Here is a 16286-nt window from a genome sequence, read left to right on the forward strand (position 1 = left end):
GAGCAATGCTTAATTTTGGAGTGAAGAACGAAAACCTATGGAAGCTACGGTCCCTTTAAATTGGATGAGCCGCTTTTGGCGCTATGTCGAGCGCCCCTGGCTCTACCATTTGTTATTGTGGCTGCTCTATTTTAACCTGATGCTCACCATTAACTACAATGGCTGGGCAGAGCTGCCCTTTACCCTAAAGACCTTAGGCATCCATTTGTTTTTTGTGATGGCTTTGGTCTACTGGAACCTCTGGCAAATCTTGCCCCAATATTTGGCCCAGAAGAAAATTGGCCGCTACTTTCTGATGGCCACCTTTGCCACCTTTCTCATTACACCCCTAGAGCTGATTTGTTTATATTGGGTGATGGACGAATATACGGCGGCACAAGAACATCTGCTCAAAAACCAACATATTCATTTCCTTTTCAATTTCTTTGTCCTCAGTCTGAGTACCGCCCTAAAAATTGGCAAAGAATGGTTGCGGCAAGAGCGCATCAAGAGAGATTTAGAAAAGCGGAACCTGCAATCGGAGCTCAGTTTTCTTAAGTCGCAAATCAATCCCCACTTCCTTTTTAACACCCTCAACAACCTCTATGCCCTCAGCCTAAAGAAATCGGATAAGGCCCCAGAGCTGGTCCTCCGCCTTTCGGCCATGATGCGCTATATGCTTTATGAATGCAATGAGAAAATGGTTCCCCTACAAAAGGAAATTAGTTATATGGAAAACTATCTGGCCTTGGAACAAATCCGCTATGGCGACAAGGCCCAGATTGCCCTGCATTACCCCCAGCCGCTTCCGCAAAGCGTAGAAGTGCCCCCCCTGCTCTTTATTCCCTTTCTAGAAAATGCCTTTAAACATGGCCTCTCTAATAGTATTGAGGAAGGCTATGTTTGGATAGAATTACAAATTGAAGAAAAAAAACTTAACTTTAGGATAGAAAATAGCAAAAGTAGCGAGCCCAAAGGCGAGCTTTATCACCAAGGAGGTATTGGCCTGAGCAATGTCCGCCGCCGCCTCGAGCTCCTCTACCCCAAACGACACCAACTCCAAATTATGGAGGACCCCAGCAGCTATCAGGTCCTCTTAACACTGACAAAGGAAGAACTATGAATGTTTTAATCGTTGATGACGAACCCCTAGCCAGAGACGTTCTGCAAACTTATATTGAAAAAATACCCAGCCTTCAGCTAATCGGTAGCTGCCAAAATGCTATCGAAGCCTTTGAGCAACTCAATAGCCAAAAGGTAGACCTCATGCTGCTCGATATTCATATGCCCCAAATTTCAGGTATCGATTTTCTCAAAACATTGGCCCAGCCGCCCTTGGTCATTTTTACCACGGCTTACTCCAATTATGCCCTAGAAAGCTATGAGCTCAATGTCGTCGATTATCTGCTCAAACCCATCGCTTTCGATCGCTTTGTCAAGGCCATCAATAAGGCCATGGGACTGCAAAAAAATAGAGGGCAAGAACGACAAACAAAAGCCGCAGAACCCCAAACCAAAGGCAGCGACTATATCTTTGTCAAAGCAGATAAAAAACTAATTAAGGTCCGTTTCGACGAAATTTTTTATATTGAAGGACTCAAGGATTATGTTATTTTACATACACCCCAAGGCCGAATCGTTACCCTGCAAACCATGAAGTTGCTAGAGGCCAAACTGCCCGCCCAGCTCTTCAAAAGGGTCCACCGCTCCTATATCGCCAACCTGAGCAAAATTGCGATGCTAGAAGGCAATATGCTGGAGCTCAATGGCAAAAGTATTCCCGTGGGCAAAAATTATCGCGACGAGCTGCTGGCCATTATCAATGAAAAGCGCTTGTAAGCTGTTTTGGGGCCTCCGCTGCGGCTTCGCCTTACGGCGCTACGTTGCGCAGCTCGCAGGTCTGCTCGGCCCTGCGGCGCTTGCAGCGCCTTGGTCTGGCCTAACGGCCACTGCTCCACATCGCTAGGCCATTCTGGCCTGCGGCCAGGGGCGGCTTCGCCGCCCAATTGGACCAATAAAATGGCCCTCTACTGAACCTTGAAAACAAAAAAACACTTAAGTAATAGATAAAAATCTTCATGCATCAACTGAAATAATCTATATAATTATGAGCTACTTTCAGGGAGAAACCCCAGACAATTACGAACAGAAATGTTTGTGCACCTTGGTCCTCGATACTTCGGGCTCTATGGGTGGCGAACCTATCCGCGAGCTCAACCGTGGCTTGCAGGAGTTTTATGCGGCTATTGAGGAGGACCTCATTGCGGCCAACCGCCTAGAGGTAAGTATTGTTACTTTTGGCAGCCGAATCAATACAATCCAAGAACCCTCACTAATTGAGGGCTTTGATATGCCTACTTTGGGCGTTAGTGGTACCACTCGCCTAGTCGATGCTGTTCGAGAAGCGATGCGCAAAACAGAAGAGCGCAAGCAATGGTACAAAGAAACTGGGCAGCCCTATTACCGTCCTATTGTGGTCCTCATTACCGATGGCGAACCCGATAGAGACCAGGATGTCAATGGCATTTCTGCCGAAATCCGCGAAGCCGTAGAAGGCAAGCGCTTTACCTTTTTTGGCCTGGGTGTAAAAGGATACAATCATGCTACCCTACAACGCATCTGCCCCCCAACCGCTCCGCCTATGCCTCTAGCAGGCTATAAGTTCTCGGAGTTCTTCAAGTGGTTGAGCAATAGTATTGGCATTATTACCAAATCTAAAGAAGGAGAAACCATTGAGCTTCCTCCTATTAGTGATTGGGCCCAAATGAAGTTTTAATTTTTTTGCCAAGCAGTTCTTGAGCCCTTGCCCAAGAACTGCTTCCCTATAATTTAGAATAAGGGTGGGCCAAAAGCGCCAACCCTTGATTTTTTATTGCTTATGAATCAGGAAGAAAAAAGCCCTTGGGTCTTAGCCTATGCTTCGGTAATTGGCAACGGACATATTCAATCGGGCACCCCCTGCCAAGATAGCACGGCCCACCACCGCATCAATGAAGATTGGGGGGTGGCGGTGGTCTGCGATGGTGCAGGTTCTGCGGCCCAATCACATATTGGGTCTGATTTTGTGGCCCGAAATACGGCCCATTGTTTAGAGGAAGTGATTCAGCGCTGTGCTTGGTCGCCCAGCCAACTGCCCGATGAACAAACTTGGCGCAAAGAGGCCCAAAGAGCCCTGCAACTGGTCATGCAACGCCTCATGCAGTTTGCCGAAAAAAGAGAAATTCCGCTGCCTCAATTGGCTTGTACGGTCTTGGCCACCCTCTACTGTGAAGGGGCCCTACTTACCGTACATATTGGCGATGGCCGGGCCGCCTACTCCGATGCCCCAGGCCAATGGAAGGCCCTTATTGCCCCTTACCGAGGCAATGAAGCCAATGAAACGGTCTTTATTACCTCTAGAATTTGGAATCCCGCCGGCATTGAGGAATACATTGAAAGCTCGGTAACTACTGGCCCAATTCGCGCCTTTGCCCTAATGAGCGACGGTTGCGAAAAAGCGGCTTTTGAGGTTAATATCTTTGACCCCAAAACAAAAAAATACAGCGATCCCAATCGACCATTTCCCCGCTTTTTTGAGCCCAATGTGCCTGGCCTTCGCCAACTGCATAAAGAGCAAAAAAGCCAGGCGGAAATCAATACACTATGGAGCGGCTTTTTGACCGCTGGCACCAAGCAATTTAAACATGAGATTGACGACAAAAGTATGATTTTGGCCGTTCGTCTAGCCGAAGTGCCCCAAGAAAAAAATATTTAAAGGTCCAGAAAGGCGCGAAGCGCCTTGGCTTAGGGATGGACAGCAGTGGCCCGCAGGGCCAGACCGAGGCGGCAAAGCCGCCGAAGGGCCGAGCGAATAGCGAGCTGCGATACAGCCCGACCCGAGCGCAGCGAGGGGAAGCCCCAAAGAAAAAATATATGCGCTGTTCTCCTTTATCTTCTACCCATTTTTAAACTATGCCCCAACAGTTTTATATAGCCGGCAGTAAAGAGGCCATCAGTTTGCCCGACAAACCCTTTGCAAGTGGAGGGGAGGGCGGCCTGTATGCCATTGAGCATCCCGTTCGTTATTTGGATTATGTGGCCAAAATTTATCATCCGCATAAGCGCAAGAGCGAAAGCCGAGAGGAGAAGCTGAGCTATATGCTTAATAATCGGCCCAATGTGGAGCAGGAAGGCCAACATCAGCCCATTATTTGGGTGGACCAACTGCTCTATGATGCTCAGGATAATTTTGTGGGTTACCTCATGCCCAAGGCCAAAGGCGAAAAATTGGAGGTGCTCTGTGCCCCCAATTTGCCCAAACGCCTAGGCCGTGCTTGGCACCGCCTAGCTTTTGGACATGAAGATGCCTGGCGCCTTCGGATGAAAGTTTGCTATAATATTGCCGCTGCCGTTTCTCAATTGCATGCCAGTGGTCGCTATGTTTTAGTAGACCTAAAGCCCGATAATGTCTTGATTCAGAGCAATGGACTGATTGCTTTGGTGGATATGGACTCTATTGAGGTAGTGGAAAATGGGCAAACTGTTTTTCCCGCTACGGTGGTGACCCCAGAGTATACTCCCCCAGAGTATTATGATGGTTTGCGCCCCGGCGAAAAGTGTATCCCCAAAAGTTGGGATGAGTTTAGCTTGGCGGTTATTTTTTATCGCCTTTTGCTAGGGATTCACCCCTTTGCGGCCTCTGCCCTACCGCCTTATGACCAGATGGTTTCTTTGGGCGATAAGATTCATCAGGGGCTCTATGTGCACCATCGGCAAGAGCTATTTAGTGTGATTCCGCCTCCGCATCGGCAATTTGAAGAGCTAGAAGAGGAAATCCAAGCCCTTTTTAACCGAAGCTTTGTTGCGGGCCATCAGCAGCCAGAAGAACGCATTTCGGCTGAAGAATGGGGAAGCACCTTTATGAATAGCCCCCTTTTGCTGATTGATCGGCCGCTGCCCTCTAAGGTCCTTTCTGTAGAACATAAACAGCAGCAAAACTGGTACGAACTAGCCGTCAGCCGAGCCGTAGCCGAGCTCAAGCTAGCCGCACCAGAGCTCAAAGAGCTACAAGAGCAATTGATAGATGGCGGCATGAACCAAAGGCTCTTTAGAGAGAAAACAGTGAAGCTCTACAAAACTGCTGGACGCATTGCCCTGAACTTATTGAAGTTTGTTGGGATTGTCTTTGTGGTGATTGTGGCCTTTGTCTTTCTTATTGGTGCCGTATCCAATGATTTTGACTTTGCCACCGCTTTTGAGGTATTAGGCGAGCTCTTTTTCTTTATTCCCAGAACGATCTTCAACCTCGTTACGAGCCCGACGAGCTGGCTCTTTGTGCTTATCCCGCTGATCATTAGTTCGGGCCAGAGTATCACGAAATTTGTGGGCAAAAAAGTAAGTCAACTGCTCGAGTTTGCCCAAGAACAAATGGCCCTGACCAAATCTCAGCGCCGCCGATACCTAGAAGACAAGCAATATAGCCTGTTTACAGAAAGAGTTAAGCTCAAGCAAAAGGTACAGGATATTCGCCAAGAACTAGACACCTTGCTCAAGCTCAAGGAGAAAAGAGAGCGCAATTTCCAAAATACCTATGGCAAAAATGTTCGCTCGGCCAACCAAAGAATTCAAGCTGACATTGCCAAAGAAAGCTACCAAATTAAGGTGCAAGACCAAAAAGCTAGAGAGCTGATGCGGGCCGAAGCCAAGGAAATCCGAGCGCTGCGCCAACAGTATCAAAACTACTTGCAGGCTGCGCCTTATAGCCAGATTCTGGGCCATAGCCCCGAGCAAAAACTACAGCAACTGCCCTATTGGGCCGGAGCCGAAGGCATAGACAAAAGCGAAGAAATGCAAATTGCTCGGCAGCTAGAAGACTGGAAAAATAGCTTTGAAAAAGAACTGCAACTTATTCAAAATCGATACGACCAAGCCCAAAAGGAACTGGTCGAAGAAGGAGAAACACACAAAATCAAAATTGAGGATATTGTCAAAAAAGCCTCTAAAGAAATTCGCCAAGAATCTCAGCTGGATGACAAACTCCTCGATAAAGCCTACCGAAAGTTACTCAAAACTCGCAACGACCTCTTAATCGAATTACATGGCGAGGAACATAAACTCAAGGACCTCAACCAGAAAATTAAACTTTTGCGCTCAGAGCTCACTCAGCTCCGATAAAAGTTGGCTTTTCTCTTGCTTTTTTGAGATTTATGCTTATTTTTGCCCTCGCTTTATTATGAATCATCATTCAAAACCAATTTTTGGCCATGAAACAAGGATTGCATCCAGAAGACTATCGTCTTGTCGTGTTCAAAGATATTTCTACAGACTACAGCTTCCTAACTCGTTCTACTGCTCCTAGCAGAGACACGATCACTTGGGAAGATGGCAATGAGTATCCCCTCATTAAATTGGAGATCTCTAGCGCCTCTCATCCTTTCTACACAGGAAAGATGACTTTTGTAGATACTGCTGGACGTATCGACAAGTTCAAAAAGAAATTTGCCAAGTTCGACTTGGGCTAGGCTTTTCTTTTTGCCAAAACACAAGCACAATAACCGCTATGGTTGTTGTGCTTTTTTTATTTGGGGCTGCCCCTTCCGCTAGGTTGAAAGCCAGCGCAAAGCGGTATCGCTTTGCGAAGTGATACAAAATGAGGGTTGAAACCCTCATGAATTATCGGGCGGGTCGGGCTGTGTCGTGGCTCGCAGCTCTGCTCGGCCCTGCAGTTTTTTTCGCTTCGCTTCAAAAAACTTGGGTCTGGCCTGCGGCCACCACTTTCCATCCCTCAGCCTGCGGCGGCTTCGCCGCCTGTAGAGCCGCATAGGGCAAAAAAAAGAGATTTTCTTCCCCTTGTAGGAAAAAAACCTCTACACTTTCAGAATAACGGTACATAAATTTCCGCTTTAGGCTTCTAATTTAGGAAAATAAATTTTGTCAAAGCAGCCTTTCCTGCTTTTTTATTAGACAATTTTTAACTTTTTTAAATTTCTATTTTACAGCCTTTTTATTTTTGTCCCCTTTAATTTATGCTATGCTAGACCTTTATTTGCCTGCTTTTGAAGCCTTTTTGCAATTGGAAAAGGGCTTATCTAATGCTTCTTTGGCCGCTTATAAAAGTGATTTGAAGCAGCTCAACCGCTACCTCAAGCAACAAGAGGAGCTAGAACAATTGGCCGATATAGATAAGCAGACGCTAAGAAGCTTTATTCAAGAACTACAAAAGCTCGGCTTGGCCAAAAGCAGCCAGGCCCGTATGCTCTCTTCTATTAAAAGCTTTTTTGCCTTTTTGCGTCTAGAGCAATTGGTAGAGCAAGACCCCTCGGTCCTATTAGAAGCCCCAAAACAGGCCCGAAAACTGCCCGAATACCTCAGTATTGATGAGGTGGACCAAATATTCAATGCCATCGATCTCTCGCATCCGCAGGGGCACCGCAACCGCGCCATGCTCGAGCTGCTCTATGCCTGTGGCCTAAGGGCCAGCGAGCTTTGCGAACTCAAATTATCGGGCCTTTTGCTAGAAATGGACCTTATTCGCCTTTGGGGAAAGGGTCAAAAGGAACGCATTGTCCCCATTGGAGAATCAGCTAAGCAACAACTGCTCTTTTATTTGGAGCAAAGAAAACATACAGAAATTGCCCCCAAAGCGGAAGATATTGTCTTTTTGAATAGAAGAGGCAAACAGCTCTCTCGACAAATGCTCTTTTTGGTGGTCAAGAAAGCGGTGGCCGATGCAGGCATAGAAAAAAACATTTCGCCCCATAGTTTTCGCCATAGCTTTGCCACCCATTTGGTAGAAGGTGGGGCCGACCTGAGATTGGTCCAGCAACTATTAGGTCATGCCTCTATTACCACCACCGAACTCTACAGTCAACTCGATAATCGCTACTTAAAAGAAAGTTTGCGCTCATTTCATCCCGCACAACAACAAAAGCCCAAAGAGTAACTTTTGGCGCCCTACAGGCCCCTCAGGGCCGCAGGCTGAGGGGCTGTAGCAGGGCCGCCAAAGGCGGCAGACCGAGGCGCTTTGCACCGAAGGGCCGAGCAGACCTGCGAGCTGCGAAATGGCCCGACCCAAGGCCGAAGGCCGCAGGGGCAGCCCCAAAACCTCTAATCGATTAACATGAGTGGGCTAGACCAAAGACCAAGCTGCAAAAAGTACTGTCCAGCAGGATACTTATTTTGTAAATTCAGGCTAGTATTTGGCCCTTGAACGGTTCCAGTTTCTAAGACTTGGCCCTGTAGGTTGTAAAGCTGGTAAGAGAAAGTTCCCGCCTTGGGCAAACGGAGTTGAAATTGGCCCGAATTGGGTTGCGGCCAAAGTTTTAGCGCTTCCTTTTCGCTAAGCACCGTGCTCGTATAAGGCGTAAGATAAACGCAATAATCCTCGGTTTCGGCATTTTGATGTTGTTGACAAAGCTCTGGATATTGGTTCCAGCGCAGGGCTATCCGCAGGCGGCTGGGGCCAGGCTGCGCCTGCTGTGGCAAATACAACTGGCCCAAAAGCAAATTGCTTCCATTAAATTGGCCTTCATAAAGTAGCTCATCGGCATCCTCAAAATCGCCATCGCCATTGAGGTCCAGCCAAATGCGGAGGCTTTCCTGATAGAGATCGCCCTGTTCTACCTCAAAGGGAATCGACTGGCCAATAGGCCAATGCAAGACCAGACTATCTTGCCAAAAATAGCCGCCATTATTGCCCGTTTGCTGCTCATATTGGCCTAGGCGAATGCGCTCGATCCAGTCAAAGGTATTTTGTAGGCCCTGCATATTGCAGTATTGTTGTGGGCTGCAGGCAGGGCAACCTTCGCTGCGGAAAAAATGCAGGGGCCCCCAATCGCTGCTATCGCCCCTTAGGCAATGGCTCTGCAGCTGGTACTCAAAAAGGAGGCAGCTATCGAGCAGTGGCAAAACAAAAAGGCTATCTATAGCCGCCAGCTGCTGCCAAGACTGTCCGCTATTATGAGGCCGAAATCGCAGGGCCGAGCTAGAGGCATTGCTAGGCAAATGGGCCAATAATTCTCGTTCTTGATTGGCATTGAGGCTCCAGCTTTCGGACTGAGGCGGCAGACAGCAATCTGTAGTACTTAATTGCAGCAAAAGGCTATCTTGAGGGCCACAAAGCGGATAGATTTTGAGCTCATAGCGCTGGCAATGGGCCAAATTAGCTAGGGTATCACGGCTAGAGAGGTAGAGGGTATCCCAGGGAAAGCTGGCATCGGTTCTGAGCAAAACTTGCAGACTATCCTCATAATGTGGCGAATGCAAATAAAAGCCCTCATCAAAGGCCTCCAAATAAAAATCGGGAGGTAAAAGGCAGCTATCGGCGGGGCAAGGCAGTTGTTGGACCAATTGGCCCGCATTGAGATAAGAGGAGCTTGTGGTAATCGTCTGCAGGCTGCCGCTGGGCGTTCCGCTTTGCAAAAGCGTTGCCTTAACGGCCAAGGCAGCCGCGGCAGGCCAGCGTTTGGCCCATTGCATAAAATTGGGACAGGCCGCCGCATAGGCTAGGGCTATACTGCCCGTTACCGAAGGCGTAGCGGCAGAGGTTCCGCCAAAGCTACCATAACTTCCTCCATTTTGGGCCGTAAACACCCCATCGCCAAAAGCGCCAAGATCTACAGAAAGAGCGCCATAGCCCCCAGCCCGCAGCCCAAAACGGTTTAGATTGGTCACAACAATTAGGTAATCGCTGCTGCAAAGGCTGGGCAAATCGCCAGCGGTTTCTACATTAACGTCATTATTCGTGGTGGCAGCCACGCTAAGAATCCCGGCCTGCCCCAAGCTATCGTAAAAGCCACACCAAAGCGGCGCCGAATTGGGCAAAGCATGATCTAAGCCCCAAGAAGAATTACAAGCCACCACAAAGGCCCCTTCTTGTCCATTGCTTTGATTGTAGCGTTGCCGTTGGCGCAAGACATAGCCGTAGGCGGCCAAAATATTGGCCTCAGTAGTATTAAAATCATTTCGGATGATCAGCAGTTGGCTGTTCCAGGCTAGGCCAGCGATACCTGTAGCATTATTGCCTCGGCCAGCGGCTAAGGCGGCTACAGCGCTCCCATGATTTCCCCCTTGAATTTGGTCATTTTGGCTGTTGCTATTCCAACCCCAAAAATCATCGACATAGCCATTTTGGTCCTCATCAATTTGATTATTGGGAATTTCGGCTTGGTTTTGCCAAATGGCGGGGGCTAAATCGGGATGTGTTTTCTCTACCCCATCATCAACAATGGCCAGCACAATGGGGTCGCCAAGGCGGCTGCTATCGCCGCCGCCCGCCAATTGCCAGGCGGGAAAAGCATTATGGTCTAGGCCGGCTGGACCTCCAGCTTGTCCTGTATTTTGATGTTGCCATTGTTGGCCCAATAAACTATCATTGGGAATTTGGCGATATTTGAGGCGGCGGTTTCTTTGGGCCATTTTGACTTCGGGCAGGCCCCAGAGTTCGGGCAAAAGATCGCTAGTTGAATTTGTTTTGAGCAAAAAATAGCTGCTCTGGGGAATCAGCAACTCTGGGGCCGCCCATTGGCCGGGCAATTCGGCCATGAGCTGGCGAATTTGCTCCTGCTTATGCAGCAAAACAATATACTCTCCGGGCTGCGCTTGGCCCCAAAGGAGGCTGCTCAAAAACAGAAAAAAACTAGTTAAATACAATCGCATATTATACAGATTTGAAGGGGCGGGTTTTCTTAATTAACGCTTTAGAAAAGCGAAACGGCTACAAAAAAAGTAAAAAAGGGAGTTGACCAAATGGTCAACTCCCTTTTCTTTGTCCTAAAACAAAATGGATTAAATGCCCAATTTTGCTTTTACTTTTGAGGTAGCATCAATGCCTCCTTCAGAGTACATAATAAGCTTTACATCCATAATATAGCTATAGCCATTTTCGGCAGCTACATCGGTAAGGGCCTTATTAAACTGCTCATAAAGCGGCTTGATGAGGTCCTGTTCTTTTTTGGCCAAAGAACGCTCTGCTTCTGCGCTTTTTTGCTGCAAAGCTTGCTGCATTTTCTGCAGTTGTTCTTCTGCTTGTTTTTGTTGTGCAGGAGAAAGCAAACCTTGCTGTGCTTTTTCCATGGTGCTGGTATAAAAATCCTGGACCTTTTTGCTTTCTGCTTCTAGTTGCTTTTGCAAAATTTTACCATAAGATTCTACCTCTGCTTTTGCTCTTTTGTAGGCGGGCATATTGGGAATAATCGCGTCGCCATCTACATGAGCCATTTTTTGGGCCGATAGTGGCGTAGCTGCCAAAAAGAGCAAGCAGGCCATTAGGCTAAAAAAAGAAGCCAATTTCATAATACTAATTGTTTTGGGGTGAAATTAAATGCCAAGCTTGGCTTTGAGTTTGGCTGTTGCATCGCTGCCACCTTGGTGATAGAGCAACATCTTTTTGTCTAGGATATAGGCATAACCATTTTCCTTGGCCACTTCTTTGAGTTTAGACTCAAATTTTTCATAAAGGGGCTTAGTAAGGTCTTGTTCTTTGCGCACCAAATCCTCATCGGCTTTGAGGGCCTGTTTTTGCAAATCTTCCTGCATTTTGGCCAATTTCTGCTCCGCTTCTTTTTGCTGAATGGGCGTCATTGTTCCTGCTTGCACCTTAGCCATTACATCGGCATAGTACTGCTGCATAGTCGCTTGCTTCCCCTCTAGTTGTTTTTCCAAAATCTTGCGGTAAGATTCTACCTCGGCTTTGGCTCTTTTGTATTCGGGCATATTGGGAATGATGACATCGGCATCTACGTAGGCAATTTTTTGTTGGCCGTAGCTCACTGAGCTAAAGGCCATAAAAGTAAGCAACATCAAAATGCTGCTGAGCTGCATAAGCTTTTTCATAGTATTTCTTAAAATTTTGAAGTTTGACGAATTAAGCGCACAAAAATAAATTTTTTTGGCGAAATCTAAGGAACTTATTTGCCCAAGCGCTTGACCACCTCTGCCGTAAGGTCTTTATCGGCTTTGGCATAAATCATTTGGCTGCCATCGGGGGCCGTAAAAATGAAGTCGTAATTGCGTTCCTTGGCCAGTAGTTCGATCGTTTTGTAGACCTTTTCCTGAATGGGTTTCACTAGGCTTTGGCGTTTAGAAAAGAGCTCTCCTTCTGGTCCAAAACGCTGGTCTTGCAAGGCTCTAACGGCCTTTTCTTTCTCAATAATTTCGTTTTGTTTTTGGGTTTTCATCTCTTCGCTCATCAAGACCTCTCTGGCCTGATATTCCCGATAGAGTTGTTCAATTTGTTCGTATTCTTTGGCAATTTCTTGCCGCCAACGCTCTGCCAATTGGTCCAATTCGGCCTGTGCGGTTTTATATTCGGGCACAGCATCCATAATTTTGGTCATATCCACATAAGCGGCCCTTTGTGCAAAAGAAAAGCTCATGCTAGACAGCAGTAGCGTTAGGCTTAATAAGAGGTTTTTCATTTCTATTTATTTAATTATTCAGTATTTGATTTTTTGGGGCTGCCCCTTCCGCTGGGTTGAAACCCAGCGCAAAGCGGTATCGCTTTGCGAACTTATGCAAAATGAGGGTTAAAACCCTCATGAATTATCGGGCGGGTCGGGCTGTGTCGCAGCTCGCAAGTCTGCTCGGCCCTGCAGCGGCTGCGCCGCTTTGGTCTGCCGCCTTTGGCGGCCCTGCTATCCATCCCTCAGCCGCTCAGCTGTAGTGGGGACTTTTGGCCCTTTTCTGCGGCCCTTTATGGTCTATTAGCCAAGTTTTGGGCCAAAAATAATTAGCCTGCCCTAGCAAAGATGCTATTTCTCCTTAAACTGATGTATAGGCAAAAGGGTTGGGCCCTGGCCTAGCGATGTGGAAGGGGGCGGCAAAGCCGCAGACCCAGCGGGCAAAGCCCGCGCAGGGCCGAGCAGACCTGCGAGCCCTGAAACGTAGCGCCGACGACCGAAGGGAGGCGGAGGCCCCAAAAAACAAAAATCTATAAAAAAATCAAAAAAAGAGCAGCCTCTAAAGCGAGACTGCTCTTCTATTTAAAACGCTTGCAAGCAAGGCGTTTATTTTTTAAGTCCGATTTCGCGTAGACGCTCATCTAGGTACTCGCCAGCGGTAATTGGCTCGTATTGTAGGGGCGTTTCTTCGGTTACGCAATCTTCTAGGCAAGTCAAATCCATATCGCTGCGGGGATGCAAGAAGAAAGGAATAGAGATGCGTGAAGTGTACCAAAGCTCTCGTGGTGGGTTCACTACACGGTGGGTAGTCGACTTCAATTTGTTGTTGGTGAGGCGTTGTAGCATATCTCCAACATTGATGACGATACCGTCACCTAAAGCTTTCACATCGATCCAATCTTGGCCCAAGGGACGCACTTGTAGTCCGTCGGCAGAAGCGCCTACCAAAAGGGTAATGAGGTTAATGTCCTCATGCTCTTCTGAGCGGATAGCCGATTTGGGTTCTTGCGTGATGGGAGGATAGTGAATAGCGCGCAAAATCGAGTTTCCGCCCTCAATATGAGGATTGAAATAATTGCGGTCTAGTCCCAAGAAAATAGCGATAGCCTCTAGCAAGTGAGCGCCAGAAGCTTCAAAAGCTTGGTACAACTCACGGGCTGTTTTGTTGAACTCAGGCAACTCATCGGTGTAGATGTTATCCATGTACACATCTTTGAGTTCGTGTCCTTCGGGCAACTCTTGGCCAAACTGATAAAATTCTTTAAGGTCACCAACATTAGATTGTTTGGCATGTTCGCGGCCAAAAGAGCAATATCCTCTTTGTCCAGCGCCATTTTTGACCTCATATTTGTCTTTGATTTCTAGGTCTTGCGCAAAAAAGCGCTCAGACTCTTCAAAGAACTTCTTAATTAACTCTTTGGGAATGCCGTGATTCACGACGCCCACAAAACCAATTTCTGTAAATGCTTTTCCTAGGGCCTCAACAAAAGCAGCTTGCTGAGAGGCATCACCCTTTACGAACTGACTCAGGTCTACCTGAGGAATTCCGGTAATAGTTGCCATAACTAAAATGCATTGATGGTAAGTGTACTGCTCTCTTTTTCCTTTCTGAGCAGCACGAAAGTAGTTTGTTGCACAAATCTAATAAAAAAATCGACTTTTTTGTCCTTTTTTCTCGGCCTACAAGATTTTTTCCCGGATTAGGGCTTCTAGCTGCAGAACCTACTCTTCCTCTGGCTGTGCCATAATCATCTCAATCTGTATTTTTCTTTGGCCCGCAGCCTCTACACTATAAATAGAGTTGCGAGGGTCGTTAATATCATCGCTAACGCCAGCCGGCACCTCCGTTTCTCCAATAGAAAGCTCTACAAATTTGAGCTGCCCAGAGCGCAAATAAGGCTGAAATGCCCCATTTTGAAATTGCTCCATTTCATTGCGCATACTCGAAATCCGTCTTTTGGCCAAGTTGATATTATAAGCCGAAGAAGAACGGGGACTACAATAGCCTCTCAAGTGAAACTCTACGGCTTGGCCAGTCTCCAAAAGCCTGAGCAACTGCCCCAGAAAATGCTGTAAACGAGCATATTCTCCCACTACTTCCTGCTCAAAAAACTTGGCCACTCTAGCTTTGGCCCGTTGCTGCACTTCTACCCCATCGTATTGGGCCGAAAATTCCTCCTCATATTGCACTTGTAGTTGCAAATAAGCTTGGTAGGATTCCGTATAGCTCTTTTTTGTAGTGGTGGCATAAGTTTGTTTGTCTGGACTATCATTGTGGAAGTACAAACTAATGGGCAATTTCTCTAGTAAATTGGCTATGCTAGGCGCTTCTTCAATGACTTCCTTGGGCAAACTATCTGACTCCATCACTGGCGGATCAACAGGATCCACAACAGCTACAGGAGGCGTTAAGCTACTATCTTTTTTGGGCGTTTCTGGAACCGCCTCTGGGACTTCTGGCTCCAATTCTATACCCGTCAATACGGGGTCTTGGGCCAAAAGGCTATCCAAAGGACTCAATTCGGGCTCTACAATCAAATCTCCAGGCTCAATCTCCACCGGCAAGGTTAAGGCATATATATCATTGCAACAAGATTCTCCCGTCAAGATTTTAGAGCCGGGCCGATTAGAAGAAAAATAACCAAAGGTGTCTAGCTCTGGCGCAATGTAAAAATACAAGTCATTGGCCGCAGAATTGAGCGGCACACCCACATTTTGAGGAGCCGACCAGCTATCATCCTCTCGTTTGGCCTTAAAAATATCATAGCCGCCCAAACCCAAATGCCAAGTAGAGCTAAAATAAAGCGTCTGCGTTTTGGCATGATAAAAAGGCGTGGCCTCATTGCCTTTGGTGTTGATTTCGGGCCCCAAATTAAAGGGTTTTCCATATTTGTTATCGCCCAAAACTTCTACGCACCAAATATCTAAGCCCCCAAATCCCCCTTTGCGGTCAGAAGCAAAAAAGAGCAGGCTTTTGTTTTGCAAACTATCAAAACTATGGTTAGGATGAGTCGTGGTATAGCCTCTAGGCGCATTGACCGATTTAGGCAAAGCCGCTGGCTTGCCCCAAGCATTGCCTTTTTTGGGCACTTTATATATTTCACATTCCAATTCATTCTGAGGATTCCGCTCGCAAAGTGTATAATATAACCACTGCCCATCTGCACTCAGGGCCGAATTACCCACATTGGTGTATTTGCGGTTCAAACCCGGCACAAAGGCCGCATTTCCTTGCCCTCGGTCTCTAGAACGCAAAATTTTTCCATATAAATATTGCTTGGTCGAGGCCTTGGCGCTCATTCTCCGCTTGGCATCCTGCTCAAAACGCAGGGCAGAAAAATACAATTCATCGCCCACCAAATGCGGAGAAAAATCGGCATAAGCGGTATTCACTTTTTCGCCCAAAGAGATCACTTCTACCCCCTCAATGGGCTTTTTATAAATCTCTTCGGCAAATTTACAAGCGTCTAGCTCATGCTTGGCCCGCTCTTGCAAAGCCTGCAATTCCCGGCCCCTAACCGCCTTGGCCAAAAAGGCCTCAAACTCTACAATTGCCTCCGAATATTTGGCATTGTGCTTCAAGGTGTAGGCATAATAAAAATCCATGCTCGGATAAGCCGCCCGCTCCTCTCCCATTCGGCTCAATTTGCGGTAATAAGACTCCGCCTTGCCAAAGTTAAAACTCTGTCGACAAGCTTCTGCATAGCCCCAATAGGCCTCGGCCTGCTTTTTCTTGGACTGCCCCTGAAAGGCCTCTTCCTTAAAGGCTTGCTCATACTCCTCCACCGCGCCATAAAAGTCGCCTCGATTCAATAGCTTTTTGGCGGTTTTCAATTCTTTTTGGCCCCAAAGGGAGCAGCTCAATAGTAAAAAGGGAAATAAGATAAGTAGTTGTTTCATAGGGTTCTGTTTTTTTATTTTGGGGCCTCC

General features: G+C 47.2%; 13 protein-coding genes. 7 read left to right on the forward strand and 6 right to left on the reverse strand.

The features are described 5' to 3' along the window. Nucleotides 1-37: 37 nt before the first annotated feature. The 7 genes from SGRA_RS02115 (at nucleotide 38) to xerD (ending at nucleotide 7900) form a co-directional block, all read left to right on the forward strand. Complete coding sequence (locus tag SGRA_RS02115) at nucleotides 38-1102, forward strand: sensor histidine kinase (protein ID WP_014373478.1); 1065 nt, start codon at nucleotides 38-40, stop codon at nucleotides 1100-1102. Then, a complete protein-coding gene (locus SGRA_RS02120; RefSeq protein WP_014373479.1) occupies nucleotides 1099-1818 on the forward strand; it encodes a LytR/AlgR family response regulator transcription factor in 720 nt (239 codons plus the stop codon). The genes SGRA_RS02115 and SGRA_RS02120 overlap by 4 nt, the downstream gene beginning before the upstream one ends. A 268-nt stretch (nucleotides 1819-2086) precedes the next feature. Further along, nucleotides 2087-2755: a vWA domain-containing protein gene (locus SGRA_RS02125; protein WP_014373480.1), complete on the forward strand. Its 669-nt coding sequence runs from the start codon at nucleotides 2087-2089 to the stop codon at nucleotides 2753-2755. Nucleotides 2756-2857: 102 nt separating this feature from the next. Continuing rightward, nucleotides 2858-3733: a PP2C family serine/threonine-protein phosphatase gene (locus SGRA_RS02130; protein ID WP_041329444.1), complete on the forward strand. Its 876-nt coding sequence runs from the start codon at nucleotides 2858-2860 to the stop codon at nucleotides 3731-3733. Nucleotides 3734-3930: 197 nt separating this feature from the next. Beyond that, entirely contained in the window at nucleotides 3931-6132 is a 2202-nt protein-coding gene (locus SGRA_RS02135; protein ID WP_014373482.1) for a protein kinase domain-containing protein, read from the forward strand. Nucleotides 6133-6221: 89 nt separating this feature from the next. Continuing rightward, nucleotides 6222-6479 (forward strand): type B 50S ribosomal protein L31, encoded by a 258-nt coding sequence (locus tag SGRA_RS02140; protein WP_014373483.1) that lies wholly within the window; start codon nucleotides 6222-6224, stop codon nucleotides 6477-6479. 509 nt (nucleotides 6480-6988) lie between these two features. Then, the gene (xerD, locus tag SGRA_RS02145; protein ID WP_014373485.1) at nucleotides 6989-7900 is read left to right on the forward strand and encodes a site-specific tyrosine recombinase XerD; all 912 of its coding nucleotides are present in this window, start codon (nucleotides 6989-6991) and stop codon (nucleotides 7898-7900) included. A 164-nt stretch (nucleotides 7901-8064) separates the two neighbouring features. Here the strand turns inward: xerD and SGRA_RS02150 are convergent, their stop codons facing one another. The 6 genes from SGRA_RS02150 to SGRA_RS02175 form a co-directional block, all read right to left on the reverse strand. After that, nucleotides 8065-10614: a S8 family serine peptidase gene (locus SGRA_RS02150; protein ID WP_014373486.1), complete on the reverse strand. Its 2550-nt coding sequence runs from the start codon at nucleotides 10612-10614 to the stop codon at nucleotides 8065-8067. 129 nt (nucleotides 10615-10743) lie between these two features. Further along, entirely contained in the window at nucleotides 10744-11250 is a 507-nt protein-coding gene (locus SGRA_RS02155) for an OmpH/Skp family outer membrane protein (protein WP_014373487.1), read from the reverse strand. Between the two features lie 24 nt (nucleotides 11251-11274). Then, nucleotides 11275-11790, reverse strand: a complete 516-nt coding sequence (locus SGRA_RS02160; protein WP_014373488.1) for an OmpH/Skp family outer membrane protein — start codon at nucleotides 11788-11790, stop codon at nucleotides 11275-11277. Nucleotides 11791-11864: 74 nt separating this feature from the next. Beyond that, entirely contained in the window at nucleotides 11865-12374 is a 510-nt protein-coding gene (locus SGRA_RS02165; protein WP_041329445.1) for an OmpH/Skp family outer membrane protein, read from the reverse strand. 588 nt (nucleotides 12375-12962) lie between these two features. Continuing rightward, on the reverse strand, nucleotides 12963-13919 hold the full coding sequence (locus SGRA_RS02170) for an isopenicillin N synthase family dioxygenase (protein WP_014373493.1): 957 nt from the start codon (nucleotides 13917-13919) through the stop codon (nucleotides 12963-12965). Between the two features lie 159 nt (nucleotides 13920-14078). After that, complete coding sequence (locus tag SGRA_RS02175) at nucleotides 14079-16256, reverse strand: PD40 domain-containing protein (protein ID WP_014373494.1); 2178 nt, start codon at nucleotides 16254-16256, stop codon at nucleotides 14079-14081. Nucleotides 16257-16286: the final 30 nt, after the last annotated feature.

This window comes from Saprospira grandis str. Lewin, from assembly GCF_000250635.1.
Lineage (GTDB): Bacteria > Bacteroidota > Bacteroidia > Chitinophagales > Saprospiraceae > Saprospira > Saprospira grandis.